The 26,088-nt window shown below is 63.5% G+C and carries 22 protein-coding genes and 1 riboswitch; of the genes, 5 read left to right on the forward strand and 17 right to left on the reverse strand.

Annotated features, from left to right (window positions below; translation table 11 throughout):
* Positions 1-8 precede the first annotated feature (8 nt).
* From AC070A_RS00285 to hemN, 6 genes are all read right to left on the reverse strand, one after another.
* Positions 9-1,037, reverse strand: a complete 1,029-nt coding sequence (locus AC070A_RS00285) for a zinc-binding dehydrogenase (RefSeq protein WP_113737652.1) — start codon at positions 1,035-1,037, stop codon at positions 9-11.
* A 101-nt stretch (positions 1,038-1,138) separates the two neighbouring features.
* Complete coding sequence (locus AC070A_RS00290; RefSeq protein WP_065774608.1) at positions 1,139-2,422, reverse strand: beta-ketoacyl-ACP synthase; 1,284 nt, start codon at positions 2,420-2,422, stop codon at positions 1,139-1,141.
* Between the two features lie 12 nt (positions 2,423-2,434).
* Positions 2,435-3,637, reverse strand: a complete 1,203-nt coding sequence (locus AC070A_RS00295; protein WP_093234592.1) for a beta-ketoacyl-ACP synthase — start codon at positions 3,635-3,637, stop codon at positions 2,435-2,437.
* 1 nt (position 3,638) lies between these two features.
* Positions 3,639-4,124 (reverse strand): 3-hydroxyacyl-ACP dehydratase FabZ family protein, encoded by a 486-nt coding sequence (locus tag AC070A_RS00300; protein ID WP_113737651.1) that lies wholly within the window; start codon positions 4,122-4,124, stop codon positions 3,639-3,641.
* Between the two features lie 130 nt (positions 4,125-4,254).
* Positions 4,255-4,539 (reverse strand): acyl carrier protein, encoded by a 285-nt coding sequence (locus tag AC070A_RS00305; RefSeq protein ID WP_089044188.1) that lies wholly within the window; start codon positions 4,537-4,539, stop codon positions 4,255-4,257.
* Between the two features lie 159 nt (positions 4,540-4,698).
* Positions 4,699-6,048 carry an oxygen-independent coproporphyrinogen III oxidase gene (gene hemN / locus AC070A_RS00310; RefSeq protein ID WP_113737666.1) on the reverse strand — a complete coding sequence of 450 codons (1,350 nt, stop codon included), beginning with the start codon at positions 6,046-6,048 and terminating at the stop codon, positions 4,699-4,701.
* Positions 6,049-6,264: 216 nt separating this feature from the next.
* On the opposite strand from hemN, the gene AC070A_RS00315 reads away from it, so the two are divergent.
* On the forward strand, positions 6,265-7,002 hold the full coding sequence (locus AC070A_RS00315) for a Crp/Fnr family transcriptional regulator (RefSeq protein WP_113737650.1): 738 nt from the start codon (positions 6,265-6,267) through the stop codon (positions 7,000-7,002).
* A 238-nt stretch (positions 7,003-7,240) separates the two neighbouring features.
* Here AC070A_RS00315 and AC070A_RS00320 read toward each other — a convergent pair whose 3' ends face one another.
* The 6 genes from AC070A_RS00320 to AC070A_RS00345 form a co-directional block, all read right to left on the reverse strand.
* Complete coding sequence (locus AC070A_RS00320; protein WP_058323186.1) at positions 7,241-7,669, reverse strand: L,D-transpeptidase; 429 nt, start codon at positions 7,667-7,669, stop codon at positions 7,241-7,243.
* Positions 7,670-7,817: 148 nt separating this feature from the next.
* On the reverse strand, positions 7,818-8,789 hold the full coding sequence (gene cbiB / locus AC070A_RS00325) for an adenosylcobinamide-phosphate synthase CbiB (RefSeq protein WP_113737649.1): 972 nt from the start codon (positions 8,787-8,789) through the stop codon (positions 7,818-7,820).
* Positions 8,790-9,809: a threonine-phosphate decarboxylase CobD gene (cobD, locus tag AC070A_RS00330; protein WP_113737648.1), complete on the reverse strand. Its 1,020-nt coding sequence runs from the start codon at positions 9,807-9,809 to the stop codon at positions 8,790-8,792.
* The gene (locus AC070A_RS00335; RefSeq protein ID WP_093234596.1) at positions 9,806-11,107 is read right to left on the reverse strand and encodes a cobyrinic acid a,c-diamide synthase CobB; all 1,302 of its coding nucleotides are present in this window, start codon (positions 11,105-11,107) and stop codon (positions 9,806-9,808) included. Before AC070A_RS00335 ends, cobD begins: the two co-directional genes overlap by 4 nt.
* Positions 11,104-11,943: a uroporphyrinogen-III C-methyltransferase gene (gene cobA, locus AC070A_RS00340; protein ID WP_375293058.1), complete on the reverse strand. Its 840-nt coding sequence runs from the start codon at positions 11,941-11,943 to the stop codon at positions 11,104-11,106. The genes AC070A_RS00335 and cobA overlap by 4 nt, the downstream gene beginning before the upstream one ends.
* Before the next feature lie 130 nt (positions 11,944-12,073).
* Complete coding sequence (locus AC070A_RS00345; RefSeq protein ID WP_113737646.1) at positions 12,074-12,508, reverse strand: cobalamin biosynthesis protein; 435 nt, start codon at positions 12,506-12,508, stop codon at positions 12,074-12,076.
* Positions 12,509-13,058: 550 nt separating this feature from the next.
* Here AC070A_RS00345 and AC070A_RS00350 point away from each other — a divergent pair.
* The 3 genes from AC070A_RS00350 to AC070A_RS00360 all read left to right on the forward strand — a co-directional run bounded on the left by AC070A_RS00350 (position 13,059) and on the right by AC070A_RS00360 (position 15,644).
* Positions 13,059-13,844 (forward strand): TSUP family transporter, encoded by a 786-nt coding sequence (locus tag AC070A_RS00350; RefSeq protein ID WP_057254193.1) that lies wholly within the window; start codon positions 13,059-13,061, stop codon positions 13,842-13,844.
* Between the two features lie 730 nt (positions 13,845-14,574).
* Entirely contained in the window at positions 14,575-14,697 is a 123-nt protein-coding gene (locus AC070A_RS00355) for a hypothetical protein (RefSeq protein WP_255570999.1), read from the forward strand.
* Between the two features lie 353 nt (positions 14,698-15,050).
* Positions 15,051-15,644: a methyltransferase family protein gene (locus tag AC070A_RS00360; protein ID WP_113737645.1), complete on the forward strand. Its 594-nt coding sequence runs from the start codon at positions 15,051-15,053 to the stop codon at positions 15,642-15,644.
* A gap of 663 nt (positions 15,645-16,307) precedes the next feature.
* Here the strand turns inward: AC070A_RS00360 and AC070A_RS00365 are convergent.
* The 5 genes from AC070A_RS00365 to cobU all read right to left on the reverse strand — a co-directional run bounded on the left by AC070A_RS00365 (position 16,308) and on the right by cobU (position 22,992).
* Complete coding sequence (locus AC070A_RS00365) at positions 16,308-16,733, reverse strand: EamA family transporter (protein WP_113737643.1); 426 nt, start codon at positions 16,731-16,733, stop codon at positions 16,308-16,310.
* The gene (gene cobO / locus AC070A_RS00370) at positions 16,733-17,377 is read right to left on the reverse strand and encodes a cob(I)yrinic acid a,c-diamide adenosyltransferase (protein WP_057254188.1); all 645 of its coding nucleotides are present in this window, start codon (positions 17,375-17,377) and stop codon (positions 16,733-16,735) included. Before cobO ends, AC070A_RS00365 begins: the two co-directional genes overlap by 1 nt.
* A gap of 153 nt (positions 17,378-17,530) precedes the next feature.
* Complete coding sequence (gene cobN / locus AC070A_RS00375; protein WP_492384632.1) at positions 17,531-21,298, reverse strand: cobaltochelatase subunit CobN; 3,768 nt, start codon at positions 21,296-21,298, stop codon at positions 17,531-17,533.
* Between the two features lie 101 nt (positions 21,299-21,399).
* A complete protein-coding gene (gene cobW, locus AC070A_RS00380) occupies positions 21,400-22,464 on the reverse strand; it encodes a cobalamin biosynthesis protein CobW (RefSeq protein ID WP_113737641.1) in 1,065 nt (354 codons plus the stop codon).
* Between the two features lie 3 nt (positions 22,465-22,467).
* Positions 22,468-22,992: a bifunctional adenosylcobinamide kinase/adenosylcobinamide-phosphate guanylyltransferase gene (gene cobU, locus AC070A_RS00385; protein ID WP_113737640.1), complete on the reverse strand. Its 525-nt coding sequence runs from the start codon at positions 22,990-22,992 to the stop codon at positions 22,468-22,470.
* 436 nt (positions 22,993-23,428) lie between these two features.
* A riboswitch (cobalamin riboswitch) is annotated at positions 23,429-23,577 on the reverse strand.
* Positions 23,578-23,820: 243 nt separating this feature from the next.
* Between cobU and AC070A_RS00390 the strand changes: the two genes are divergently transcribed.
* Positions 23,821-26,052 carry an adenylate/guanylate cyclase domain-containing protein gene (locus AC070A_RS00390; protein WP_113737639.1) on the forward strand — a complete coding sequence of 744 codons (2,232 nt, stop codon included), beginning with the start codon at positions 23,821-23,823 and terminating at the stop codon, positions 26,050-26,052.
* The last annotated feature ends 36 nt before the right edge of the window (positions 26,053-26,088 follow it).

Below are 26,088 nucleotides of genomic sequence, written 5' to 3' on the forward strand. Positions count from 1 at the left end.
CACGTCGATCAATCCATCTTCAGGATGATCTTGCCGAAGATCTGGCGCGATTCCATGCGCTCCAGCGCCCGGTCGATCTGATCGAGGCTGATTTCAGTGTCGATGACCGGATGCACCAGGCCGCGGGCCATCTTCTGCATGGCGTTCGCCATGTTCTCCATGCGGCAGCCGAAGGAGCCGAGCAGCTTCAGCTGCTGCTGGAACAGAATCATCAGGTTCATGTCGGTGGAAACGCCCGAGGTGGAACCGCAGGTGACCAGACGGCCGCCGCGCTTCATGCAGAGCATCGAGCCCGCCCAGGTGTCCTTGCCGACGTGTTCGAACACGACGTCGACGCCCTTCTTCTTGGTGAGCTTGCGCACCACGCCTTCAAAGCGATCGGTGCGGTAGTTGATGACGTGATCGGCGCCGAGCGCCTTGGCCTTCTCGATCTTGTCGTCGGAACCGACGGTGGTGATCACCGTGCAGCCGATCTTCTTGGCAAGCTGGATCGCCGCCGAGCCGATGCCGGAGCCGCCGGCATGGACGAGGATGGTTTCACCCGGCTCAAGCTTGGCATTGTCGAACAGCATGTGCTCGACGGTACCGAAGGTGACCGGAGCAAGCGCTGCAGCGACGGCATCGACACCCGGAGGCGCCGGGACCAGCAGGCGCGCCGGCAGGTTGATCTTTTCCTGCGCGAAGCCGTCGAGATGGAAGCCGTGCACGCCGCCGACATGTTCGCAGAGATTGTCGCGGCCTTCCTTGCACGGACGGCAGAGGCCACAGGTACGCGCGCCATAGATCGATACGAGCTGGCCCGGAAGCACGCTCGAAACGCCCGGACCGATCGCGTCGACCACGCCGGATGCTTCCGCGCCGATGACGAGCGGCATCTTGCGCTTGGCAAAGGCCATGCCGCGCCAGCCCCAGACGTCGATATGGTTGAGCGCAACCGCCTTGACGCGCAGGGTCACCTCGCCCGGGCCGGGCGCTTCCGGTTCCGGAATGTCGGTGATTTCGAGCTTGCGGTCATCGAGCAGTTGCAGGGCGCGCATGGTTCTTCCTCTGCCTTGGCGGCATGTTTGCGTCTTGGATTTTGCAGCGCCGCGCGCCCGACGGGGCGCGAGAAAGGCGCTGCAGCTCTTGAGTTTCCGGCTTAGGCCGGCTCGGCGGTCATGACAAGGCTAGCGTTCTGGCCGCCGAAGCCGAAGGAGTTCGACAGCACCGCAGTCACCTGCTGGCTGCGCTTCACGTTCGGCACCACGTCGAGCACGATCGCCGGATCGGGGTTCTGGTAGTTGATCGTCGGCGGCAGCGTACCGGTCAGCATCGTCTGGATCGAGAACACCGCCTCGACCGCACCGGCGGCCGTCAGCGTGTGGCCGATCATCGACTTGTTGGACGAGACCGGGATCGACGGCAGGCGATCGCCAAAGACGGCCGACATCGACAGATATTCCATCTTGTCGTTTTCGGGCGTCGAGGTGCCGTGCGCGTTGATGTAGCCGATACCGTCCTCATTGATGCCGGCGTCGGCAAGGGCCGCGCGGATCGTCGCGATCGCCGGGCCACCGTCCGGTGAAGAGCGCGTGCGGTGGAAGAGGTCGGCCTTCTCGCCGCAGCCCTTGAGGATGCCGTAGACGCGGGCGCCGCGGGCAACAGCCGCTTCGAGCGATTCCAGCACCAGGGTCGCGGCACCTTCGGCAATGACGAAGCCGTCGCGGTCCTTGGTGAAGGGCTTGGAGGCCTTTTCCGGCGGATCGTTCTGGGTGGAGAGGGCCGAAAGCAGCGCGAAGCGGATCAGTGCCTCGGCGCTGACCGAGCCGTCGGTCGCAACCGTCAGCGCACGATCGGTGCGGCCCTGGCGGATTGCCTCGACGCCGAGCTGGATCGCGGTGGCGCCCGAAGCGCAAGCGGTCGACAGCGTCACCGGCAGGCCGCGCGTGCCGAAGCGATCGGCAAGGCGTTCCGAGATCGAGCCGAAGAGCACGGCCTCGTGGAACACCGGATCGGCCTTCTGGCGCATGGCGGCGAGGAAGCGGTTATAGGCATCACCCGGCTGTTCCGAAGGCGGCGAACGGTCGGCAAGCTCGAAGCGCGCGCTCCATTCCGGCTCGACCGGCGGGGCAGCCAGGAACAAGGGGCCGTTGAAATCGCCGGAAATACCGGCCTGCGCCAAAGCTTCCAGCGTCGTTTCGCGCGCCATGGCATAGGAACGCTCGACGGAGTTGGCAGCGGGGATATCGATGAAATCGACCGTGCCGGAGATGCGGGTGTTCAGGCCTTCCGTCGGGAAACGGGTGATCTTGTGGATGCCCGAGACGCCGCCCGAAAGGGCTGCCCAGTTGTCTTCGACCCCCTGGCCGAGCGAGGTGATGACGCCCATGCCGGTAATGGCGATGATCGGGCGGCCGAGATGGTCCTTGTAAGCGTTGCTCATGGTCCGCTCCTGTTATTCCGCCGAAAGAACGGCGACGCCTTCGCCGCGCGAATGGCCGATGGTGGTGACCACGGCGCTTTTCGCCGCCGCCGTCATCGGCTTTTCCGCACCGGCGTCAAAGGCCGGCACCTTGGCGCCCTCGCCCAGCGTCAGTGCTGCCAGCGCCAAGCCCAGTGGGAACTGCGCCTCGATGCTGTGGCCGACGAGACCGCCATAGGCACGCACCGGCGCACCGGCAAACGTCTTGTCGAGGAACGCCTTTTCGCGCGCCACGAGCTCATGGAAACCAGACGTACCGGAGAACACGACGGTTGAGGCCGCATCAAGCTTTTCCGCAGGCTTGGCGAGGTCGCCAAGACGCGCTTCGAGCTTGCCGCCGTCGCGCGCGCCGCGGTCGCCGCCGATCGCGTCGATCGAAGCATAGATGCGGGCGCCGCGGGCTTCGGCATATTCGCGCGATTCCAGCACCAGGAAGGCGCCGACCGAGCCGAGGATCATGCCGCCGCCATTATCCTGGCTGCGCGACCAGATCGGGTGCCAGTCACCGAGCGCATGGCCCTGGATCGCTTCGATGAGGAGGATGATGTCGAGACGCTCGGCCGAAAAGGCGCCGCCGACGAGCGTGTGCGTCGACTGGCCGGCCTTGATCCGGGCAAAGGCGGTTTCGATCGCCGAGATGCCGGCCGCTTCCTCGCCCATGAAGGTGCGCGAAGAACCGGTGACCTTGTGCACGATCGAGATGTTGCCGGCGAGCAGGTTGGAAAGCTGGGCGAGGAACAGCGTCGGGCGCAACTCTGTCGTCAGCTTTTCGTTGAGGAGCTGTTCGCGATCGTTGCGCTTCAGCGCTTCGTCGACGATCAGCGAGTCGACATTGATGTCGCGCTCGCCGCCGCCGGCAGCGACGATCATGTCCATGCTGCCGCAGGCTTCGAGATTGTCCTTGAGGCCGGCATCATCGAGCGCCAGGCCGGCGGCAAACACGCCGAGGCGCTGCCAGTTTTCCATCTGGCGCTGGTCGCCACGCTTGGCGATCTGCTGCGACCAGTCGATTTCCGGCAGCGGATGCACCGGATAGGGGCTGAACTTTTCTGTCTCGACCCGCACGGCCGGCGATGTGCCGGCGGTGAGCAGCGCCAGATGCGGCTCGACGCCGACGCCCTGGCTGGTGACGATACCGACGCCGGTAATGACAACGTCGTTTGCGGATTTGCTCATCTTACTTCTCCGAACCGGCTGTTGCCGAAAGAGCCGCCATCAGACCCACTTCCTCGGCCCGCTTGCGCACGATATCGCCGAGCGGAACCTGATCGAACGGCATCGTCCTCAGTTTCAGCTGGGCGTCGCACACCTTTTTGCCGGCCGAGGTGATCTTCGCCTTGGTGACGGCAAAGCCCGAGCCTTCGTGTTCGAGGAAAGCCTCGATCTCAAGTTCGGCCGAGGGCTCGACGAAGGTGCGCATCTTGGCGCCGTCGACCGACATCAGGAAGGGCATGGCGGCAAAATTGGTGGCGGCCAGCACCAGGAAACCGGAGGCCTGCGCCATGGTCTCGATCAGGAGCACGCCCGGCACCAGCGGGTAGCCTGGGAAATGGCCTTCGAACACGGGGCTCTTCTCTGGCACCACGGACCGCGCCGTCAGCCGGCCAGCCGCAAGATCGACCGCTTCGACACGATCGATCATCTGGAAGTATTCAAGGAGCATTGAGGCTCACCCTGTTCGTTTTCGGGCCGTTCGTTTCGGGCTCAAGTAAAAACGCCAATGCCGCCTGTCAAGCGCGGGGCGCGACGGGCGGCATTGGAATTGGTGCGGCAAGGCTCGGGCGAAAGCCCGATCAGCCCTTGGCAGCCCGCAGTTCGTCGATCTTGGCGCAGAGGTTCTTCAGAACGAAGTACTCTTCGGTCGAAACCTTGCCTTCGTTGACTTCCTGCGTCCACTGCTCGAGCGGGATCTTGATGCCGAATTCCTTGTCGATCGCAAACACGATGTCGAGGAAGTCCAGGCTGTCGATGCCGAGATCGTCGATCGTGTGGCTTTCCGGCGTGATCGTCTCGCGATCGATCTCGCTCGTTTCGGCGATGATGTCGGCAACCTTGTCGAATGTAGCTGTCACGCGCATACCTCTTTATTCTATGTCGAGTCTCGGCGATCCTATAGGTAAATGCGCCGCAAAAGCCAATGGCCTAGATGGCAACGGTTTGCAAATAGGAAACCGGTGTTGCCAGAGCGCCGCGCGCACAAGGCGCTCTGATGCCCACAGTACGGATAAGCGCATCGGTCAGACCGCCACCGAATGCCGGCCACGGCCGTTACCGAGATAGGCATCAAAGGCCGCCGCCACCGAGCGGGCAAAGGGTCGGCCGCGCTCGGTCAGGCGGAAGATGCCGTTCTCGATCGTCGTCAACCCGTCGGCATCGCGCGCCCGAAACAGCCGCGATTCCTCGATCACCGCGCCGGCCAGACCCGGAAATGCCTGCTCGACCTCGTCAAAGGAGAAGGCGAAACGGCACATGATGTCGGCGATCACTTTTGCCCTCAGCCGGTCGTCCGGCGTGAAGCGGTAGCCGCGAACCGCGGCCAGCCCCGTCCCTTCCACATGACGCAGATATTCACCGGTTGCCGGCATGTTCTGGACATAACCTTGACGAAACTGGCCGATCGCCGAGGCGCCGAGGCCAACAAGCGTTTCCGCGGCATCGTCCGTATAGCCCTGGAAATTGCGACGGAGACGCCCTTCCCGGCTGGCACGCGCCAAGCTGTCTCCGGGCTTTGCGAAATGATCGATGCCGATGGCTTCGTAGCCCGCCGCAACCAGCATCTCGCCGGCGCGGGTCATCTGGCCAAAGCGCTCGACAATGCCGGGAAGGCTCTCGTCCGGGATCATCTTCTGATGCGTCTTCATCCACGGCACATGCGCATAGCCGAAGAGCGCAACGCGATCCGGAACAAGCGTCAGCACCGCCTCTATCGTGCGCTCCAGCGACTGGAGGCTCTGATAGGGCAAACCGTAGAGAACGTCGCAATTGACCGAGTGGACGCCCCTCGCCCGGGATGCCTCGATCGCACCGCGCGTCTGCTCAAAGGTCTGGATGCGATTGATCGCCTTCTGCACCTCAGGATCGAAATCCTGGATGCCAAAGCTCGCCCGTGTCATGCCGATCACGGCCAGCGCATCATGGCGCGCCTCATCGAGGTCGTTCGGATCCATCTCGACACTGATCTCGCAATCGGGCGCGAAGGTGAAGTGATCGGTGAAGGTGCGCTTAAGCGCGATCATGTCATCCGGCCGGACGAGCGTCGGCGAGCCGCCGCCGAAATGCAGCGCCGTCACCTTGGCCTCGCGGCTCACCCGCCCCCCGATTTCTGCAACTTCGCGATGCAGGCCATGCAGATAGGTCGCAACGGGATCATAGCGCAGCGTCTGCTTGGTGTGGCAGGCACAGAACCAACAGAGCCGGTCGCAATAGGGCACATGGGCATAAAGCGAAATCGCCTCCCCGGCGCCGATCGCATCGAGCCAGCTTTCATAGTCCGCAGCGCCCACGGCCTCGGAAAAATGCGGGGCCGTGGGGTAGCTGGTGTAGCGCGGCACAGGGCCTGAATGTTTGAGGATGAGCGCGTCTTCCATCGGTCTCTCCGCTGTCTTGGAAACGGCATAGGCCAGATGCGCGGAGCGGCCTTTGATTTTGATCAAGTCGGCAAATTAACACGTTAAAATTGACAATACTCAAGCCAGCATGAGACATTGTTTCGCGCTTTCGAAATTAGCACCTGTCAACTCTTGATTTAACGCCGCGCATCCTCTTTGGTCATCCAGGGAGTAATGGAATGCAGGTAGAAAGAATTGCAGATCGTGAACGAACATCGCCGTAAGGATATCCACAATTCGGACATTCCAACCGTCTGCGCAGCCTGCGAGGCGCGTCATGGCGGCGTTTGCGGAACGCTCACCCCGGATCAGCTTCTCGACCTCTCCCGCCACTCGACACGCCGCAGCATCGAGCCCGGCCGCGAAGTCGTCGGCCAGGGCGAGACGACCGACAGCTATGCCAACATCATCAGCGGCGTCGTCAAGCTCAGCAAAGTTCTGGCCGATGGCCGCCAGCAGATCGTCGGCCTGCAGTTCGCGCCCGACTTCATGGGACGTCCCTTCACCCGCGAAAGCGCGCTGACGGCGGAAGCCGCCGTCAACACCGACATCTGCACCTTCCCGCGCAACGTCATCGAGCGGCTCGTTTCCGAGGCGCCGGGGCTGGAACACCGACTGCACGAGCAGGCCCTGAAGGAGCTCGACGAGGCGCGCGACTGGATGCTGACGCTCGGGCGCAAGACCGCCCAGGAGAAAGTGGCGAGCTTCCTCTACATCATTGCCACCCATATCGACCCCGAACAGGGGACCGCGAACGAATTCGACCTGCCGCTTTCGCGCGCCGACATCGCCGACTATCTGGGCCTGACGATCGAAACCGTCAGCCGGCAGATCACCAAGCTGCGCAAGGAAAACGTCATCCGCATCGAAAACAGCCGCCACGTCACCGTGCCGAGCCTCGAGCGGCTGATGCATGTCGGCGGGATCGACTGAGCCGCGCTCAGCGGTGGCTGCGAAGACGCTCGCAGATTTGCGGTGTTACACCGAATTTCCCAGCAGCGAAATTTGCCCCTCACCCTACCCCTCTCCCCGCAGGCGGAAAGAGGGAACGTCGCCTGCGGTTAGCCCCCCCGAAGGAGGCCGCCGATGATGAAACGGAAACGGCGCCACAGGTCCCTTCTCCCCGCCTGCGGGGAGAAGGTGGCGGCAGCCGGATGAGGGGCAGCTCCGATCAGCGCGCAATCACGATGCGCGTGTTCTTCAGCCCATGCTCGCGCGTCAGCGCGAAGAACTCGGCGGCGTTGTTCGGATGCAGCCGCACGCAGCCATGCGATGCCGGGCGGCCGAGGCGCTTGATGTCATAGGTGGCATGAATGGCGTAACCGCCATTGAAGAACACCGCATAGGGCATGGGCGCGTCGTCGTATTTGCTCGAGCGATGGTAGCGTGAGAGCCATTTGGCCCTCCAGCTGCCGCGCGGCGTGACATAGCCCCTGCGGGCGGTAGACACCTTCCAGCGGTACATGACGATGCCGTTCTGTTTGACGGTCATGGTCTGCGACGACAGGCTGATATTGGCAATGAGATTGGCGGCGTTCGCCGGCTGAACGGAAAACTGCATCAAAGCGGCAACGAGCACAGTCAAAAACGCATTCCGCATGCTTCTCTCTCCGGGAGGACAAACACTTACCGGTGGAACCAAACGTCCGAAGAGAATAACCGGCCGAGTATGAAGCAATCTTAATACATATGGAAAGCAAAGTCTTAATGCGAAGCACGATTTCGCAAGACGGGAGCCGCCGAAACGATCAAATCATCGCGACGGCAAGAACAAAAACGGTCATCACCGTGCAGGCGCCATAGAATACAGCGATGCCGGCATCGATATCTTCGCTTCGCGCAACGGCGCGACCCGGACCATTGATCATCGGCTCGCTGACCTTGACGCCGCCATAGATGCGCGGACCGGCAAGCTGCAGATCGAGCGCCCCCGCCATCGCCGCTTCCGGCCAACCGGAATTCGGCGAGCGGTGCAGGCCGTGATCACGAAGGGCCGCCGTCAACGCATCCTTGGCGGCGCGCGTGCCACGGTGGATCAGCGCGCCAGCGGCGATCAGCAGGATCGAGAGCCGTGCTGCCGGCAGGTTGGCAAGATCGTCGAGCCGCGCCGAAGCCCAGCCGAAGTGCAGATATTTCGGCGATTTGTGGCCGATCATAGAGTCGGCCGTGTTCAGCATCTTGTAGGCGAGCAGACCGGGCAGACCGGCGATCGCATACCAGAAGGCCGGCGCCACGACGCCGTCGGAGAAGTTTTCGGCGAGGCTTTCGATCGCCGCGCGGCAGACCGCCGGTTCGTTGAGCGTCTTCGGATCGCGGCCGACGATCATCGAAACGGCCGCCCGCCCGCCTTCGAGCCCCCCTTGCCGCAAGCCCTCGGCAACGCGGCGCACATGATCGGCAAGGCTCTTCTGCGCCAGGAAAACCGCGACCAGCGCCGCCTCCAGCAGGAAGCCGACGGGACCGAGAGCGGCGAACAAGCGGTGCAGCAGGTGGCCGAACCAGGCGCTGACGGCAAGCAGCAGCACGATGGTGACAACGCCACGAAACCTGGCCGCGCCGTCCTCCAGATTCTCGCGGTTCAACCTGTCATCGAGGAAGCCGATCGCCTTGCCGAAGAAGACGACCGGATGCGGCAGACGCGCCCAGAGCCAGTCCGGGTCACCGACGACGCGGTCGATCACCAGCGCCAGCGCGAGGATGAGAAGGATGGTCTCCGACATTCAGAGCTCCATCCGCGCAAGCGCATCCGCCAGTCGCCGGTCACCCACCGCATCCGGTGCCAGACCGATCCTCAGCCACTCCGGCGCATAGTCGAACTTGCGCGTGAGGATATGCGCCTCGCAGAGCCGCTGCTGCAACAGAGCGGCCCTCGGATGCTCGACCAGCACGAAGAGCCCTGTTCCACCGATCCGCTTGAGCCCTGCTCCATCAAGCGCCGTATCGAGGCCGGCTCGCCGCTCGAGGATACCGGCCGCAATCGCCCTGGTGTCGCCCTGCATCAACGCTTTCGAGATGGTCAGCGCCGGGCCGGAGACGGCCCAGGGACCGAGCCAATCGGCAAAGGACGCAAGCACAGGCTCCGTCGCGACGACGAAGCCGAGGCGCAGACCGGCGAGCCCGAAGAACTTGCCGAAGGAGCGGAAGACGATGAGGTTGCCTTCATCGCGCACATGGCCGGCGACGCTCAACTCCGGCTCAAGATCGCCGAAGGCTTCGTCGACCAGCAGCAGCCCGCCGTTTGCCTTCTGCCTCGCCGCCATCGCCAGAAGTTCGGCGGACGCGAAGGCACGGCCAGTCGGGTTGTTGGGGTTTACCACGATGACCAGGGCATGCTCGGCGCTGAGCGCAGCGGCATGTTCGACGCGATCGACGGCAAAGCCGGCTGCCGACAGCACACGGGCATATTCGCCATAGGTCGGCCCGAAGATCGCGACGCGCCTGTTCGCCGGCGCCTTCCCGTTTTCATTTATGAGACGCGGCAAAAGCTGGATCGCCGACTGGGTGCCCGGCACCGGCAACGGCAGCACGCCATTGGTGCGGTAATAATCTGCCGCTGCCAGGCGTGCGTCATCCACCGTCTGCCGATCCGGCAGCCGGTGCCACGCGCGTTCCGGCACCGCCGGCACGGCGACGGGGCAAGGATTGATACCGGTCGAAAGATCGAGCCAGTCTTCGAAGCGGCCGCCAAAGCGGGCTGCGGCTTCGGTGATGCCGCCACCGTGAACGATCGGTGCGCTCATGGCGCGCCTGCGATGTCGATGAGATGCATGAAGGAGCCGGCGACATTGCCGCGCCTGAGGCCCGCATGGCCGAGATTCTCGCCGGCCGCATCGCTGACCGCAAACAGCCGGTCCGCCGCACCTTCGGCGACGATGGTCGCATAGTGGAATTCGTGCGCCGTCATGGGTCCATCGAAGAAGGCGTTGTCGACAGGCACGACGCGGCGATAGCCGAGGTGCCGCCTGCGCTCGGCAAAACTGGTCGTCAGCGGCAGCAGGCCGAGCATGTCGTAGCGTGCGCCATCGGCGGCGACAAGCCCTTCGCCGAGCACCATGTAGCCGCCGCATTCGCCGAAGATCCGGGCGCCGCGTTCCGCCGCGGATTGCATGCCGGTACGGAAGGTTGAAGCAGCACTTAAGTGCCCCGCATGCAGCTCCGGATAACCGCCCGGCAGATAGACGGCGTCGGCCGAAGGATCCGGCGCTTCGTCGGCGAGCGGCGAGAAGAACGAGATTTCGGCGCCGCCCCGCTGCCAGTCGAACAACAGATGCTCGTAAGAGAAGGCAAAGGCGATATCGCGCGCCACGGCGATGCGTTGCCCGAGCGGCCGGAACCGCTCGATCCTCGTGACCGACCCGTGCGGAAAGATCGTCGCAGCGCGGCCGACGGCATCGAGGTCGCAGTTCGCCTCCACGCGTTCGGCAGCAGCCCCGATGAAACCTTCGAGCGCCCCATGCTCGCCCGCCTGCACGAGGCCGAGATGGCGCTCCGGCAGTTGCAGCGCACTGTCCTGCCGCAAGACACCGAAAACCGGCATGCTCACCCGCTCCAGCGCATCGCGCAGCATCATCTCGTGCCGGTCACTGCCGACCTTGTTGAGGATGACGCCAACCACCCGAATATCGTCGCGATGGTCCGCATAACCGCGAACGAGTGCGGCGACCGAATGGGACAGGCGGGCGCAATCGACAACGAGGATGACGGCGAGATCGAGCGTCGCTGCGAGATCGGCGGGCGAACCGGAGCCGTCGGCGGCGCCGTCATGCAGGCCCATCATCGCCTCGACGATCAGCGTGCGGCCACCGGTCGTGGCATGCGAAGCGTTCGCAAGCAGCAGTTCCGGCCGCATTGCCCAGGGGTCGAAGTTGAAGCAGGGCTCGCCGGTCGCGGCCGCATGGAAGGCGGGATCGATATAGTCAGGTCCCGCCTTGCCGGGCGCAATCGCAACACCGCGCTTCTTCAGCGCCCGCATCAGCCCGAGCGTCACCGTCGTCTTGCCCGAGCCCGACGACGGTGCGGCGATCAGCAGTCCGCTCATGCCGGGTTCCTGAGAATGCGGTTGGCGAAGGGGTCGGCCGAGAGCTTGCGGCCATCAAGCGCACCGATCCAGTCGAGCGCTGCCCGGAGCCGCACCACCTCGCCGACGACGACGATCGCGGGCGGCTCAAGCCCGGCCGCCTCGACATCGGCCTCGGCGCGCGAAAGCGTCGTTTCGAGCACCGTCTGGTTCGCCGTCGCCGCATTGCAGACGAAGGCAACCGGCTCGTCCGGCGAACGGCCGCCGGCAATGAGGTTGGCGGTGATCGCGCCGATATGTTTCATCGCCATGTACATGACGATCACGGGCGAGCCGCTGGCGATGCCCCGCCAGTTGATGCGATCGGGCACGAGGCCGGAGGAATCGTGGCCGGTGAGGAAGGTGACGGCGTGATTGACCTCGCGGTGCGTCACGGGAATGCCGGCATAGGCAAGACCGCCGATGCCGGCGGTGATGCCGGGCACGATGCGAAACGGGATCTGGTGCTCGACCAGCGTCAGCGCCTCCTCGCCGCCGCGGCCGAAGACGAAGGGATCGCCCCCCTTCAGCCGCAGCACCCGGTTGCCGGCACGCGCAAGCTCGACCAGCCGAAGCGAGATGTCGCGCTGCTTCGGCGAAGGCTTGCCGCCGCGTTTTCCCGCAAACTCAAGCACGGCGCCCGGTCTGGCGAGCTTCAGGCAATCCTCGTTGACGAGCGCATCATGCACGATCACATCCGCCTGGCGCAGCGCATTGGCCGCATGCAGCGTCAAAAGGCCCGGGTCTCCCGGACCTGCGCCGACGAGCCAGACCGAGCCTTTCTCGAGCGCCGGCAATCCGGCAAAGAGGTCGTCGATCATGCGTGCTGCCTCACCTGTATACCGGCACCGTTTGACGCCGTGCCTAAATCGAGCCGCGAAGAACTGGATTCCATTTCAGAGCAAACCCGGACAAAAGATTGATTCAATTCAACAACATAGAAGCGCATCAGATAACCTCCGCCGCCTGGAGGCACTCTTCGACACGCAATGCCGCCGGCCCGGCAAGCGCCGCCGTCGCATGCGCGGAGATGATCTTCGCCACGATCAGCACCGCTTCGCGTCCGGCGCCGACAAGGGCAGCACCCTCGGCCACGCCATGACAGCCGGTGTGGGCAAAGACGATCTCGGAGGGATTGGCGAGACGGGAGGCTTCGGCCTCCAGCGTGGCCGCATCGTAGAAAACCGCAAGAACGGAGAAGTGCTTCGCGGCTGCAAGGATTGCCGGCTCCTCGGCGCGGGCATCGAGCGAGGCGACCAGCCGCAGATCGCCGGCACTGGCACCGGCGTCTGCCAAAGCGCGCTCGGCAAGTGCGATCACCTCTTCGGCCGGCGTGCGGCGCTCGCAACCGAGCCCGAGCACCAGCCCGGCCTCTTCTTTCATTTGTGCCAGAACGTTATTTTCACGCGATTCCGGACGCAAAACCGCTGCGCACTTTTGCTGGAATTGCTTTGATCCGCTAACCGATGGCATCGGCGGCCGGCTCCCTTCGTCGGTTTTCCTTAACGAAGCGCCGGCTGGAACGAACCGTTCCGGCCGATCTGGACAGCACCGGCTGATGGCCCCCTGGCTGGGTCGGCCGCACCGGACGCTCTTTCAGTCCACCGAAGCGGACGCCGTCGCATGATTGTCATTTTTACCGGAGCGCGGGAGACCGGTCAAACCGGATTGCGCCATCGCCATGTCGCGATTGACGAAGGCGCACAGTTGCCCGGCGGATCGCTATAGCCGCCTGTGTCGGCCGCCATTCGATCGCCGGCGCCTCCATCCAGAAACACAGCGACTCAGGACAAGGTTTTGATTCCGTGAAAGATTCGAAGGTCGTCCGCCCGGGCGGCCAACAACGCCGCAACAGAAGGCTTTGCAAATCGTGGCCGGCTCTGACACAAGGCGGCAAAACCTCCATACGTCTCCCTCTCCCCGAGTCCCTCCCGTGCAAGATCTCGCCTTCCACCTGCTCGCCTTCTTGTTCGTTGCCGCCTTCATCGCCGGCTTCATCGATTCGATCGCCGGCGGCGGCGGCATGATCACCATTCCCGCCATGCTGATTGCCGGCATTCCGCCGCTGCAAACGCTCGGCACCAACAAGCTGCAGGGGCTGTTCGGCTCGGGTTCGGCAAGCCTTTCCTATGCGCGGCGCGGTCACGTGAACCTGAAAGAGCAATTGCCGATGGCGCTGATGTCGGCGGCAGGCTCCGTGCTGGGGGCGCTGCTTGCAACCATCGTTCCAGGCGACGTGCTGAAGGCCGTGCTGCCCTTCCTGCTGATCGCCATTGCGCTCTATTTCGGGCTGAAGCCGAACATGGGCGACGTCGACCAGCACCGTCGGATCACGCCCTTCGTCTTCACGCTGACGCTTGTGCCGTTGATCGGCTTTTACGACGGCGTCTTTGGTCCCGGCACCGGCTCCTTCTTCATGCTCGGCTTCGTCACCCTGGCCGGCTTCGGCGTCTTGAAGGCGACAGCGCATACGAAGTTCCTCAACTTCGGCTCCAACGTCGGCGCCTTTGGCGTATTTCTCTTCTTCGGCGCCATCCTCTGGAAGGTCGGCCTGATGATGGGCGTCGGCCAGTTTCTCGGCGCCCAGGTCGGCTCGCGCTATGCCATGGCCAAGGGCGCCAAGATCATCAAGCCGCTGCTGGTCATCGTCTCGATCGCGCTCGCCATCCGGCTGCTGGCAGATCCGACGCATCCGCTCAGAATCTGGCTGGGGCTTTGAGTCCCGGCGCGCATTCCTGGCTCTCTTAGACTGGAACCAGATGCCGCGACTTAAGTGAACGTCACTTGACTGTCACACCAACGTCGGGCGCGCCTGTGGTCGACCAGCATGAGCATTCTTCGCCTGCTGGCCCGGCGCCGTAACCACATATCTGTTTGGGGGTCTTGCATTGCCGAGGACTGCGCGCTTCTGCACGCGCCTTTGCCTCAGCTTCCGCTGCGGCTCTCTGCTTTCGGCTCATCTTCGGCGTGGGAGCCGCCTTTGCTTTGGCTGCCTGCTGGACCGCGGATGCGCTCGCCTTGGTCGTTTGGGCTGGGCCGGTTTCACTGCATGATGCGATTATCAAAAGCGATGCGATAGCAAACGCAACTCTAGCAACGGTCTTCAAGGTACACCCGCGATCTAAACAATGTGGGCATCTATATGCGTGCTTCCAGAAGCCTCATCAAGGCCCCCCGCACAGAGGGCAACCCTAAACGCGGCTGTGCCGCCGCCTCGATTTGCCCACATTGAACGTCTGATGTCGGGGCATGGACAAAGCTGGTATCGCCTTCCTCATGCTCATCTGCGTTCTCGTCGCTCTCGTAATAAGCATTCTGGCGGTTCGGCCGGATTTGGAGAACGCCCCATCGCCCACGCCTGCAATTGTTCCTGCCAACTAGACCAAGTCCGGGAACCAAGGCCTTCGCCGGGTGTTGCTGTAGATCGCACCGACCACCGGGAAAGCCGAATGCGTATAGTCGTGATTGCAATAGTCGCCTCGATCATGAGCATACTTGTTTTCAAGTATGTCGACGGCACGTTCGGCAGCTCCGAGATCGCCGCAACGGCCGAGGAACTCTCGGACCACTAAGAACGATCAGGACAAACCAACGCCGGATCGCTTCCTGGAAACGGAAGGCGACCACCCTGCGCATAGATGTCGGTCATTGGGTGGTCATGGGGCGATCTGGCTTGTCTCAATCTAGGCAATGTGCGGATATGGCGGTGACATCCTCCCTGAGGCCCGACGAGCATTCCCTGTCATCGACACTCGCTGATACAAAATGCGCTAACCAAAACGAAGGTCGAGTGCGCACCCCCTTGAACCTCTAGCCGCTAGAGATTGCAACTTGCAGGAAATACGTCGCGGAAGTCGGGCGAGCCAGAGACTGTCAGACAGGCGCCCGGCCGCAAGCGTCCCCCTGTCGTTGCCCAGAGGTTCCAATGTTCACCACCCTGCCCGCCATCCTGATGCTTATCGTCGGCCTGTTCACGCTGGCGCTGGCAGCGCTGCGCCGCGTTCAATCCGGCCGCTCACCCGTCGTGCTGACCTATGGCGGCGATGCCGAGGGGTTTGCAGGCAAACTCTTTCGCGTGATCGTGGCGGCGCTGGTGGTTCACCTGCTGGCGGTCGCCGCCTTTCCGGAGGCGGTCGGCGCTTCGCTCGGCAGGATCCCAGTGCTCGACCGGCCGCTGCTTCACACCGCCGGCCTTGTACTCATGGCGCTCGGCGGCGGGCTGACGATGCTGTCGCAATGGGCGATGCGCCATTCCTGGAAGATCGGCATCCCTGAGAAACAGGACGCGCCGCTCGTGACCTCAGGCCTCTACGCCTTCTCACGCAACCCGATCTATGTCGGCATGGCCACGGCGCTGATCGGCACGGTGCTGGCAGTCCCGAACGTCGTCTCGGTGGCGCTGGCGCTCTCCGCCTGGATCTCGATCTCCTACCAGATCCGCATGGAGGAAACCCACCTCTCCCGCGCTTTTGGCGAGGCATACAGTGCCTATTGCGGGCGCGTCCGCCGGTGGGTTTGATTTTGACGGACTGGCAGCAACTACGTCACCGGCTTCAGTCGCGACCAAGACCGTCTCTGTGAGCTTTGAACAAAAAATAGGCGACTCCTGAAATTACATAGGCCGACATCATGTTGATCATTAACACTAAAATATAAAACACAGACGCACCCCCATGAGAACATGAAGATCCGAGCAACGATGGGATGATGAAAACGTTACTGCTCAGAAACACTATCGCGAACGGGAAAATACACAATGACCCGACAATAGCGACACCAACAAAAAGGAGAGAATTGAACTTATACGAGAAATATAATGCAACGACAAAACTGAAAAATACTACGATCGATAGGAGCTTATGCGAAATGTAAATTGAGTTCGCGATCCAATAAGATGCACTCACACATGTTTCGAGGCTCAGCCCCTCGATCCCGAGCCGCCTTACGATTGCCTGATCGTCGAACAACGTTAAGTATAAGTAGACAACAATGGTCGCGAAAAGAAAACTGACGGACAAGAATACCGCATAGGGACCAAATGCCTTTCTGAGGCCGACATCGCCGTAATTCATTTTGGAAATACCATTTAGCGCTGAGCAGATACCATCCATTCAGTTACCGCGATTGCCTCTTAAAGTTCAGTGAGCAAATCGCTTCGAAGCAACAAACCGATCATGAAACCTCAAAACACCGCCAGAAGCAGCGCGCCGGCGGCGATGAACACGACGCCCAGCCAGTTCATCAGGTTGAGCTTTTCGCCCAGGAACAAGACGCCGAAGATCGCGACCATGACGATCGAGAGCTTGTCGATGGGCGCCACGCGGGCGGCGTCACCGAGCTTCAGCGCCCGGAAATAGGCAAGCCACGAGGCGCCGGTGGCAAGGCCGGACAGTGCCAGGAACAGCCAGGTGCGGCCCGGGATTTCCGATGGCCGCTGCCACTGCCCTGTTGCCGCCACGATGCCGGCAAGCACAAGCAAGATGACGACGGTGCGGATCAGCGTCGCGAAGTCGGAGTTGATCTGCGCGACCCCGACCTTGGCGAACACAGCCGTCAGGGCAGCGAAGGCTGCCGAAAGCAGCGCCCAGAACTGCCAGCTCTGGCTCATCAGAACTCGACGCCCTGCTGCGCCTTGATGCCGGAGCGGAACGGATGCTTGATCAGCTCCATCTCGGTGACGAGATCGGCAATCTCGATCAGGTCTTCTTTGGCGTTGCGGCCGGTCAGGACCACGTGGGTCATGTGCGGCTTCTCTTCCTTCAGAAAGCGCACGACTTCCGCGACGTCGATATAGTCGTAGCGCAGCGCGATGTTGATCTCGTCGAGCAGCACCATCGAGTTGCGCTCGTCGCGGATCAGCTCCTTGGCCTTCTCCCAGGCCTTTTCCGCCATCGCCACATCGCGGGCGCGGTCCTGCGTTTCCCAGGTGAAGCCCTCGCCGAGCGTGTAGAACTGGCAGACGTCGCCGAAATGCTTTTCGATCAGTTCGCGCTCGCCCGTCGCCATGGCGCCCTTGATGAACTGCACGACGGCGCAGGGCATGCCGTGGGCGATATGGCGGAAGATCATGCCGAAACCGGCGGTCGACTTGCCCTTGCCCTTGCCGGTATTGACGATGATCAGGCCCTTCTCGTCGGTCTTCGTCGCCATGATCTTTTCGCGGGCGGCCTTCTTCTTCGCCATCTTCATGGCGTGGCGGGCATCGTCCTTCTCGGCAACAGGTTCGCCGCTGTTTGTCGTCTCGTCGCTCATGATAACTCCCTCGATTTCCGGTTGGCGGGATGGATGCAAAACCGCAGCTCTGATCCCGCATCTGTTCCTTTTCCGTATTTCACTGAACGCGAAACGGAACCCAAGTCTTTGCTTCCAGGCAATTCCGGACGGAAAACCGTGCCCGGAGCTGCTCTATTCGTTGCCGGCGCGAAGCCGGGTGGCGGCGCCGCTGATGCCACCAAGTTCAAACCGCGCCGAGTTCGAGCGCGGGGTCCAGAGATTGCGGTCGATCGCTTCCAGCAGCCGCTCGGCAAGGTCGGCAAAGGCGGCGGGGTTCTTGTCGCGCAGAAACTCCGCCACCCGCTCGTCGACGACGAAGGCCTGATAGGCGGCCTCGAAGTGATGGTCGCGCACCGCACCCGTGGTCGCGGCAAAGGCGAACATGTAGTCGACGGTGGCGGCGATCTCGAAGGCGCCCTTATAGCCGTGGCGCATGACGCCATCGATCCACTTGGGATTGACGACGCGCGCCCGCACGACGCGGCCGATCTCTTCTTCCAGCGAGCGGATGACCGGCTTTTCCGGCCGGGAATGGTCGTTGTGGTAGATCGCCGGCCTGGTGCCACCGAGATGCTCGGCGGCAGCGCTCATGCCGCCTTCGAACTGGTAATAGTCGTCGCTGTCGAGCAGGTCATGCTCGCGGTTGTCCTGGTTCTGCACCACCGCCTCGATCGAGCGCAGGCGCTCCTCGAAGAGATCGCGCTCGGCCTTGCCCTCCTCGCCGGCGCCATAGGCATAGGCGCCCCAGGTGAGATAGGCCTCGGCGAGATCGGCTCTGCTGTCCCAGCCTTTCTCATCGATCAGCGCCTGCAAGCCGGCGCCGTACGCTCCGGGCTTGGCGCCGAAGATGCGATAGGAGGCGCGGCGCGCGGCCTCGGTGGCGTCAACGCCTTCCGCCTCCAGCCGCCGGGTCTCGGCGCGCATGCGGGCGGCGATCATGTTGTCGGCATCGTCTTCCTCGAGTGCGCCGACGGCGCGGATCGCCTTGTCGAACAGCGCGATCTGGTCCGGGAAGGCATCGCGGAAGAAACCGGAGATGCGCAGCGTCACGTCGACGCGCGGCCGGCCGAGCACCGCGAGCGGCACGATCTCGTAGCCCGTCACCCGCCGCGAGACCACGTCCCAGACGGGCTTGGCGCCGATCAGCGCCAAGGCCTGGGCGATATCGTCGCCGCCGGTGCGCATGTTTGCCGTGCCCCAGGCCGTGAGCCCAAAGGACGACGGCCATTCGCCGTGATCCTGCAGATAGCGGCGGATCAGCAGTTCGGCGGACTTCTTGCCGAGCTCGTAGGCGGCCGGCGTCGGCACCGAGCGGCTGTCGACGGAATAGAAGTTGCGGCCGGTCGGCAGCACGTCCGGCCGGCCTCGTGTCGGCGCTCCAGAGGGACCGGGGGCGACGAAGCGGCCATCGAGGCCGGTGAGAAAGCCGGCCATTTCCGCAGCACCAGAGCCCGTGATCGAGGGCTTGAGGCGGGTTTCGATCTCGTCGAGTACGGCTTGCGTGTTCGTCCAGTCCGCCGGGCAAGGCTGCTCACCCGAGACGAGGCTTGCCGCCAGCAGCTCGATGCGTTCGACCGTGTCGCCGGCAGTGCGCCAGGGGGCGTCGGAGATGTCGGCGAGGATAGCCGGTTTCGGGCCTGTCCACACGTCCGACATCACGCAATCGAGCGGATCGAAGGCGAGTCCCGCATCCGCCGCGATCGCCCGCTGCAGGCTTTGGTCGCCGCCTTCGCCAAGCCCGCGTGGGACGCGCGCCAGAGCCACGGTCAAGTCCGTCAGCAAGCGCCCGTCCGGCGCCACGCCGAAGATATGCAGGCCGTCGCGGATCTGCATTTCCTTGAGGTCGCAGAGATAGGCATCGAGCTTTTCCAGCGCCTTGTCGTCGCTGTCGCCCTTGTCGATACCGGCATCGCTGTCGAGGCCGATGTCGCGCACGAGATCGAGGATCTGGCGGCTCAAGAGCCGGAGCCGTCGCGGATCGCCGCCGGCGGCGTCGTAATATTCATCGACCAGCGCTTCCAGGTCCTTGAGCGGCCCGTAGGATTCAGCGCGCGTCAAGGGCGGCGTCAGATGGTCGATGATGACGGCGCTGGTGCGGCGCTTGGCCTGCGTGCCTTCGCCCGGATCGTTGACGATGAAGGGATAGATATGCGGCAGCGGCCCGAAGATCGCCTCGGGATAACACCTCTCCGACAGCGCCAAGGCCTTGCCCGGCAGCCATTCGAGGTTGCCGTGCTTGCCCATGTGCACGATCGCCTGCGCGCCGAACTGATGGCGCAGGAAGGCATAGAAGGCGAGATAGCCATGCGGCGGCACCAGATCCGGCGAGTGGTAGCTTTCCTTCGGATCGATATTGTAGCCGCGCGCCGGCTGAATGCCGACGATGACCTCGCCGAAGCAGGCGAGCGGCAGCGCGAAGCCGCCGTCGAGGAAGAACGGATCGGCCTCCGGCGCGCCCCAACGGCCGCCAACTTCATCCTGAATCTGTTTCGGAAGCGAATCGAAGAAGCGCTTGTAATCGCTGAGCGAAATTTTTTCGCGGATCTCGCGGTCTCGGCCTGCTGCATTGGTCGGGCCGGCCATCAGGTAACGCATCAGCGCGTCGCCATCCGCCGGCACCGCCCCTACCACATAACCTTCTCGCGCCATGGCGCCGAGCACCTCGACGGTGCCGGCCGGCGTGTCGAGTCCGACGCCATTGCCGAGGCGGCCGTCGCGGTTCGGATAGTTGGCCATGACGATGGCGATCCGCCGCTCGGCGGGCTTCGTGCGACGCAGCTTCGCCCAGTTGACGGCGAGGCTTGCGGAAAAACACACCCGGTCTTCAAGCGGCTCATGGCCGACAATGTTAGCCTCGACTTTCGCATCGTAGATCGACGCCGCCTTGAACGAGACGGCGCGCGCGAGAATGCGGCCGTCGACCTCCGGCAGCGCAACGTTCATCGCCAGATCGCGCGCCATCAGCCCTTGCGGCGATGTCTCCCATTGCGCCCGCGACGAGGCGGAGAAGATCACCTGCAGCACCGGCGCGCCGGTTGATTCCAGTACCGTCGGCTGCCGGTCGGCACCGGGCGAGGAAACGGCAAAACCGGTGGCGTTCATCACCACATCGGGTGCGGCCTCGGAAAAAATCGCCTGCAGCGTGCCGACGGACACGGCATCCTTGAGGCTCGACACGAACACCGGCAGTACCCGAACCCCTTGCGCCGCCAGCGCATCGATCAGCGCCTCCACCGGCCGTGTCTCGCCACTCTGGACCAGCGCGCGGTAGAAGCAGATGGCGATGGTGGGATTTGCGCATGCGGGGGCTCCAGCCCCCACAACACTCAACCAATCCGAAACCCCGATCACGCCCCGCCCCGGCCACCAGATGCCGGCTTTCAGCAAAGGCTTGGCCGGCTGCGGTTTCTCGGCGCCGGAAACCAGCGCCTCGGCATAGTCGAGGAACAGGCCGGCATTGTCGGCGCCGCCCTCGTTGAAATAGGCCCAGAGCCGCTGGCGGTCATCGGCCTCAACCGTAGAAAACGGTTCAAGGCCCGGGTCCGGCTTGTCGTCGCCCGGCAGCACCGCGATCTGGAAACGGTGAGTGACGGCCGCCGCATGCAAGGCTTCGAGCAGATAGCGGAAATAGCTGGCGCCACCGAGCGGCCGGACGACGATCAGCTTCGCATGACGTGCCGTGCGCTCGACATAGGTGTCGACCGACATCGGGTGCATCAGGCTCATCAGGCTGGCAATGCGCAGACTCAGGCCTCCGTCGCGCCGGCCGTGGGCCGCAGCGATCGAGGAAAGCTCGGTGTCGGCGGCCGACAGGAAGAGGATATCGGCCGGCGTTTGCCCAAGGTCGATCGCCTCGTTGCCGTCGGCGATCGTTCCTTTCTGGGCGAGAAGCAGATGCATGATCTTGTCCGTTCGGGCAATTCCGAACGGAAACGCGTGAAGCGGCTTCCGTCCGGAATTGCGTTATTTCAATGCGTTAGATCATTTCATTCAATGAACGATCAGACGAGCGCAGCAATCGCAGCGCGCACCGCCGCCTCGTCCATGTCGTGCAGGCCGATGACGACGAGGCGCGTACCGCGCTTTTCGCCGGCCGCCCAGGCCCGGTCGTAATACTGGTCGATGCGGGCACCGACGGCCTGGATCAGCAGGCGCATCGGCTTGCCGGGCACATCGGCAAAACCCTTGAGGCGCAGCACGTCGTGCTCGGCGATGACGCCCTTGAGGCGATCGATGAAGGCGGCCGGATCGGCGATGGCGCCGAGCTCGACGACGAAGCTGTCGAACTCGTCATGGTCGTGCTCCTCGCCCGTTTCATGCTCCATCTCGTGGTGCGACTTGCGGTTGGCGATATCGCTTTCGGTGCCGACGCCGAGGCCGAGCAGGATGGCGGCGGCCACTTCGCCGTTCTTTGCCTCGATCATGGTCGGCTTGCGGCTGGTGCGCGAGGAAACCTCGTCGCGCACGGCCTTGAGGCCGGACGCGTCGATCAGATCGGTCTTGTTGAGCACGATGAGGTCGGCAGCGGTCAGCTGATCCTCGAACAGTTCCTCGATCGGGCTTTCATGGTCGAGATTGTCGTCCTCGACGCGCAGCGCATCGACCTTGTCATGGTCGTCGGCAAAGCGGCCGGCGGCAACAGCAGCGCTGTCGACCACGGTGACGACGCCATCGACGGTGACTTCGCTGCGGATGTCCGGCCAGTTGAAGGCGGCGATCAGCGGCTGCGGCAGCGCCAGGCCCGAGGTCTCGATGATGATATGGTCCGGGCGGTTTTCGCGTTCGAGCAACTTGGTCATGGTCGGGATGAAATCATCGGCAACGGTGCAGCAGATGCAGCCATTGGTAAGTTCGATGATGTCGTCCTCGCTGCAGGCCTCCGCGCCGCAGCCCTTCAGCACATCACCATCGACGCCGAGATCGCCGAACTCGTTGATGATCAGCGCGATGCGCTTGCCGTCGGCGTTCTGTAAGAGGTTGCGGATCATCGTCGTCTTGCCGGCGCCGAGGAAGCCGGTGATGACGGTCGCCGGGATCTTGCCGTGGCTGGTTCTCGCAGTGGTCATTATTCAACCCTTCATTTTCAGCGGCAAACCGGCCGCGACAAAGTAAACTTCAGCGGATTTCTCCGCAACGATCTGGTGAAGCCGGCCAGCATGGTCGCGAAACTCGCGGGCCATGCGGTTCTCGGGCACAATGCCGAGGCCGACCTCGTTGGAAACAAAGACGAGGCGCGCCCGCGCCTGCGGCAGGAAGGCGGCAAGCGCTGCGAACTCCGCCTCGATGTCGCGCTCCTCAAGCATGAGATTGGTGACCCACAGCGTCAGGCAGTCGATCAAAACGACATGGGTGGGGTCGTCGATGCGCCGCAGAATGCCGACGAGATCAACAGGCTCCTCATGCGTCGTCCAGCCTTCGCCGCGGCGCGTCCTGTGATGGTCGATGCGCGCGCGCATTTCGTCGTCCCAGGCGCGGCCGGTGGCGACATAATGTTTGGTAAGGCCGGACGTTCCGACGAGCTTCTCGGAAAAGCTGGACTTGCCGGAACGGGCGCCGCCGAGGACCAGGACCGGTCCGGCGCTGGGATTGCTCATCGTGACCGCGCCAAGGTCAGCGGCAGATGGCAACAGCCGTGCGACGCGCCGGCGGCGCGTTCGGGAAAGTATCTGAGAGCCAAAACAACCTCCGTGATGGCGTTGGAGACGACACGTCTCCTCGGGCGGAATGCCCATGTCGGGTGGCAGGTCTCCTGGCTCACGGCGTCACGGGCCCCACATCGCCTCGCCCCGAATGGACGAGGTTCCGATGTCAGGACCCGAGCGGCCCGCCTCACCTTCCCGGCGCTTTCCAGTGCCACAGCGAACCTTTGCGCGTCGTCTCCGACGCATGGGTGCTGTGGGCGACATCATGAAAGGCGGACGATTCGTAGAAGAAGAGGCGTCCAACCCGGCTGATCACGATGCCACGCCAGTGGCTTTTCCGGCTCGATTCCGCACTGCCTCGATTGCCCCATGCAACCGGCTGGCAGCTCTGAATTTGAGCCCGATGGCGAACCCTGACCGTTCTACAGTCGCGGGGTCGGCTGCGATAAGGATGCCCGGTTTGGGTCCATCCGTCACATTCCCAATTATTCCCCCCAATCGCCACGACAAGGGGGAACCATCCAACATCCGATGATTAGGAAGCGGGCGCCGCAAAGTCAATCGACGCTTGCGACACCTCCCCGGCCGACTTGCGTCGCGCGACGATTTGTCGAGCGCGAAGCCGCACCGGACATGAGGCGAATGGCAGATCGCGAACGAACATATTTTAGCAATTACAGATGTTGCGTTAAACTGCAGCGCCGCGCGTCCTATGGACGTGCAAAGGTCGCTGAACCATCCCGCAACCGACCCGAGGGGCTTCGTTTATCCGGTAGGCACATGGAACGCAGGCTCGCCGCCGTGATGATTGCCGACGTTTGCGGCTATGGGCTGCTTACCCAGGCCGACGAGGAGGGTACCTGCGCCCGCTTTCAGGCCGACCTGCACGAACTATTCGAACAAAGCATCGAGACGCATCGCGGCCGGCTGATCAAGACCATGGGCGACGGCCTGCTGGTCGAGTTCCACAGCGTCGTCGAGGCAGTCCGATGTGCGGTCGAGGTGCAGCGCGCCAAATCTGATAGTCGCGGTGTGGACACGGGGCGGCTGCAATTCCGCATCGGCATCAATCTTGGCGACGTGATCGTCGAGGGCGACGACATCCACGGCGATGGCGTCATCATCGCCGAGCGCCTGCAGGGCCTGGCCGAACCGGGCGGCATCGTCATCTCGGGCACCGCCTACGACCAGGTCGAGAAGCACCTCGATGTCGGTTTCGTCTTTCTCGGCGAGCAGCGTCTGAAACACGTCGAAAAACCGGTTCGGACCTACCGTCTCTGGCTGGACGAAGCCCACGCCCGCAAGCCGAAGGCCAAAGCGCACCGCGGGAGACGCTGGGCCGCGCTGGCCGCGGCATCTGCCCTGGCATTCGCAGCCGCCGTCGGTGCCGCCTGGTGGCGCCCGTGGCAGCCGCCTGCCGACATCCGTCCGGCTCAGGCCGTGGACTTCAGCCAGGCAGACAAGCCCTCGATCGCCGTGCTTCCCTTTGCCAATGTCAGCGATGACCCCAAGCAGGAATTCTTCGCCAATGGCATGACCGACGGCCTTGTCACCGAACTGGCCCAGATCTCCGGCCTGTTCGTCATCGCGCGCAACTCGACCTTCACCTACAAGGGGAGATCGGTGACAGCCAGGCAGGTGTCGGAAGAGCTCGGTGTCCGATATGTGCTTGAAGGCAGCGTCCAGCGTGCCGGAGAGCAGCTTCGCATCAATGCGCAGCTCATAGATTCCCTTGATGGCGGACACGTCTGGGCCGGAAAGTTCGACGGATCGCTCACCGATGCCTTTGCGCTGCAGGACGAAGTGATGCGCGGCATTGCCGAAGCGCTTGCGTTGCGGCTGGACCCTGACCAGCAGATGGCCTTCGGGCGCAAGGAAACGGCCGTGCCAGCGGCCTTCGATGCGTTCCTGCGCGGCTGGGAGCATCACCGGCGCACCACGCCCGAAGACTTCGCGAAGGCCCTGCCCTACTTCGACCAGGCGATTGCGCTCGATCCCGCCTATGGACGTGCCTATGCCGCCGCAGCCATGGTCTATGCGCGCATTTACCTGTGGCGCTGGCACTATCAGCTGGGCATCACGCGCTTCGAGGCGCGAGCCAAGGCGCGGCAGTTTCTGCGGATGGCGCAGAAACATAAGACGGCACTCGCCTATCAGGCAGCGGCCCTCCTTGCCGAAGTGGACTGGCGGCATGCCGACGCGCTCGCAGACCTCAAGGAAGCGATCGCGCTGGAACCCGGCGACTCCTGGAGCTACGCATTGACGGCCTTCGTCCTGACATCCGCCGGCCGGCCGGCGGAGGCTCTGCCCTATATCCGCACGGCGATCCGCCTCGATCCGCACTCCCCGTCCTTCTTCCTGTACGTCCTCGGCCTGACGCAGTTCAGCCTGGAGGATTTCGAAGCGGCAGCGGCAGCGGCGAAAAGCAGTATCGCACTCAACCCCCAGGATGACGGTCCTTTCCTTCTCCTTGCCTCTGCCGCCGGACATCTCGGTCACCGCGCGGAGGCTGAGGCGGCAGTCGCCCGCTACGACGCGCTTCGCATCAGCCGTGGCGGAACGCCCGTCTGCATTTCAGAGCGCCCGCCGCTGGACCTGGCGCAGCCGCATGCCAGCGAGAAGCTCTATCAGGGACTGCGTCTGGCGGGCGTGCCTGAGACCCTGATGAACACCGACGTCAGCATTCGCGACAGGCTGCCAGCCGATGAGCTCCGTTCGTTGTTCTTCGGGCACCGGTTGCGTGGACGCATGCTGGATTCGGGCGAGGAACATGAAGCTGTCGTTTCGCCCGAGGGCATCGCCACCTTGACGGGAGACTGGGCTTCGCTCGGCGCCGGCAGGATGAGCAACGTCGAGGTCCGGTTCGAGAAGGACGAGGTTTGTTTCCTGTGGCTGAAAACGACGAACCTTTGTGGGGTGGTCTCGCGGAACCCCGGAGGACTGAGCGCCCGGGAAAACGAGTTCATCTGGTACCACGGCGACAGAGCCTTCACCTTCTCGCAGATGCGCTAGCCACGGCAGAAGCGACGCAGGCGCCAAACCGGTTGC

Source organism: Ensifer sp. GW101-20A05 (genome assembly GCF_059424735.1).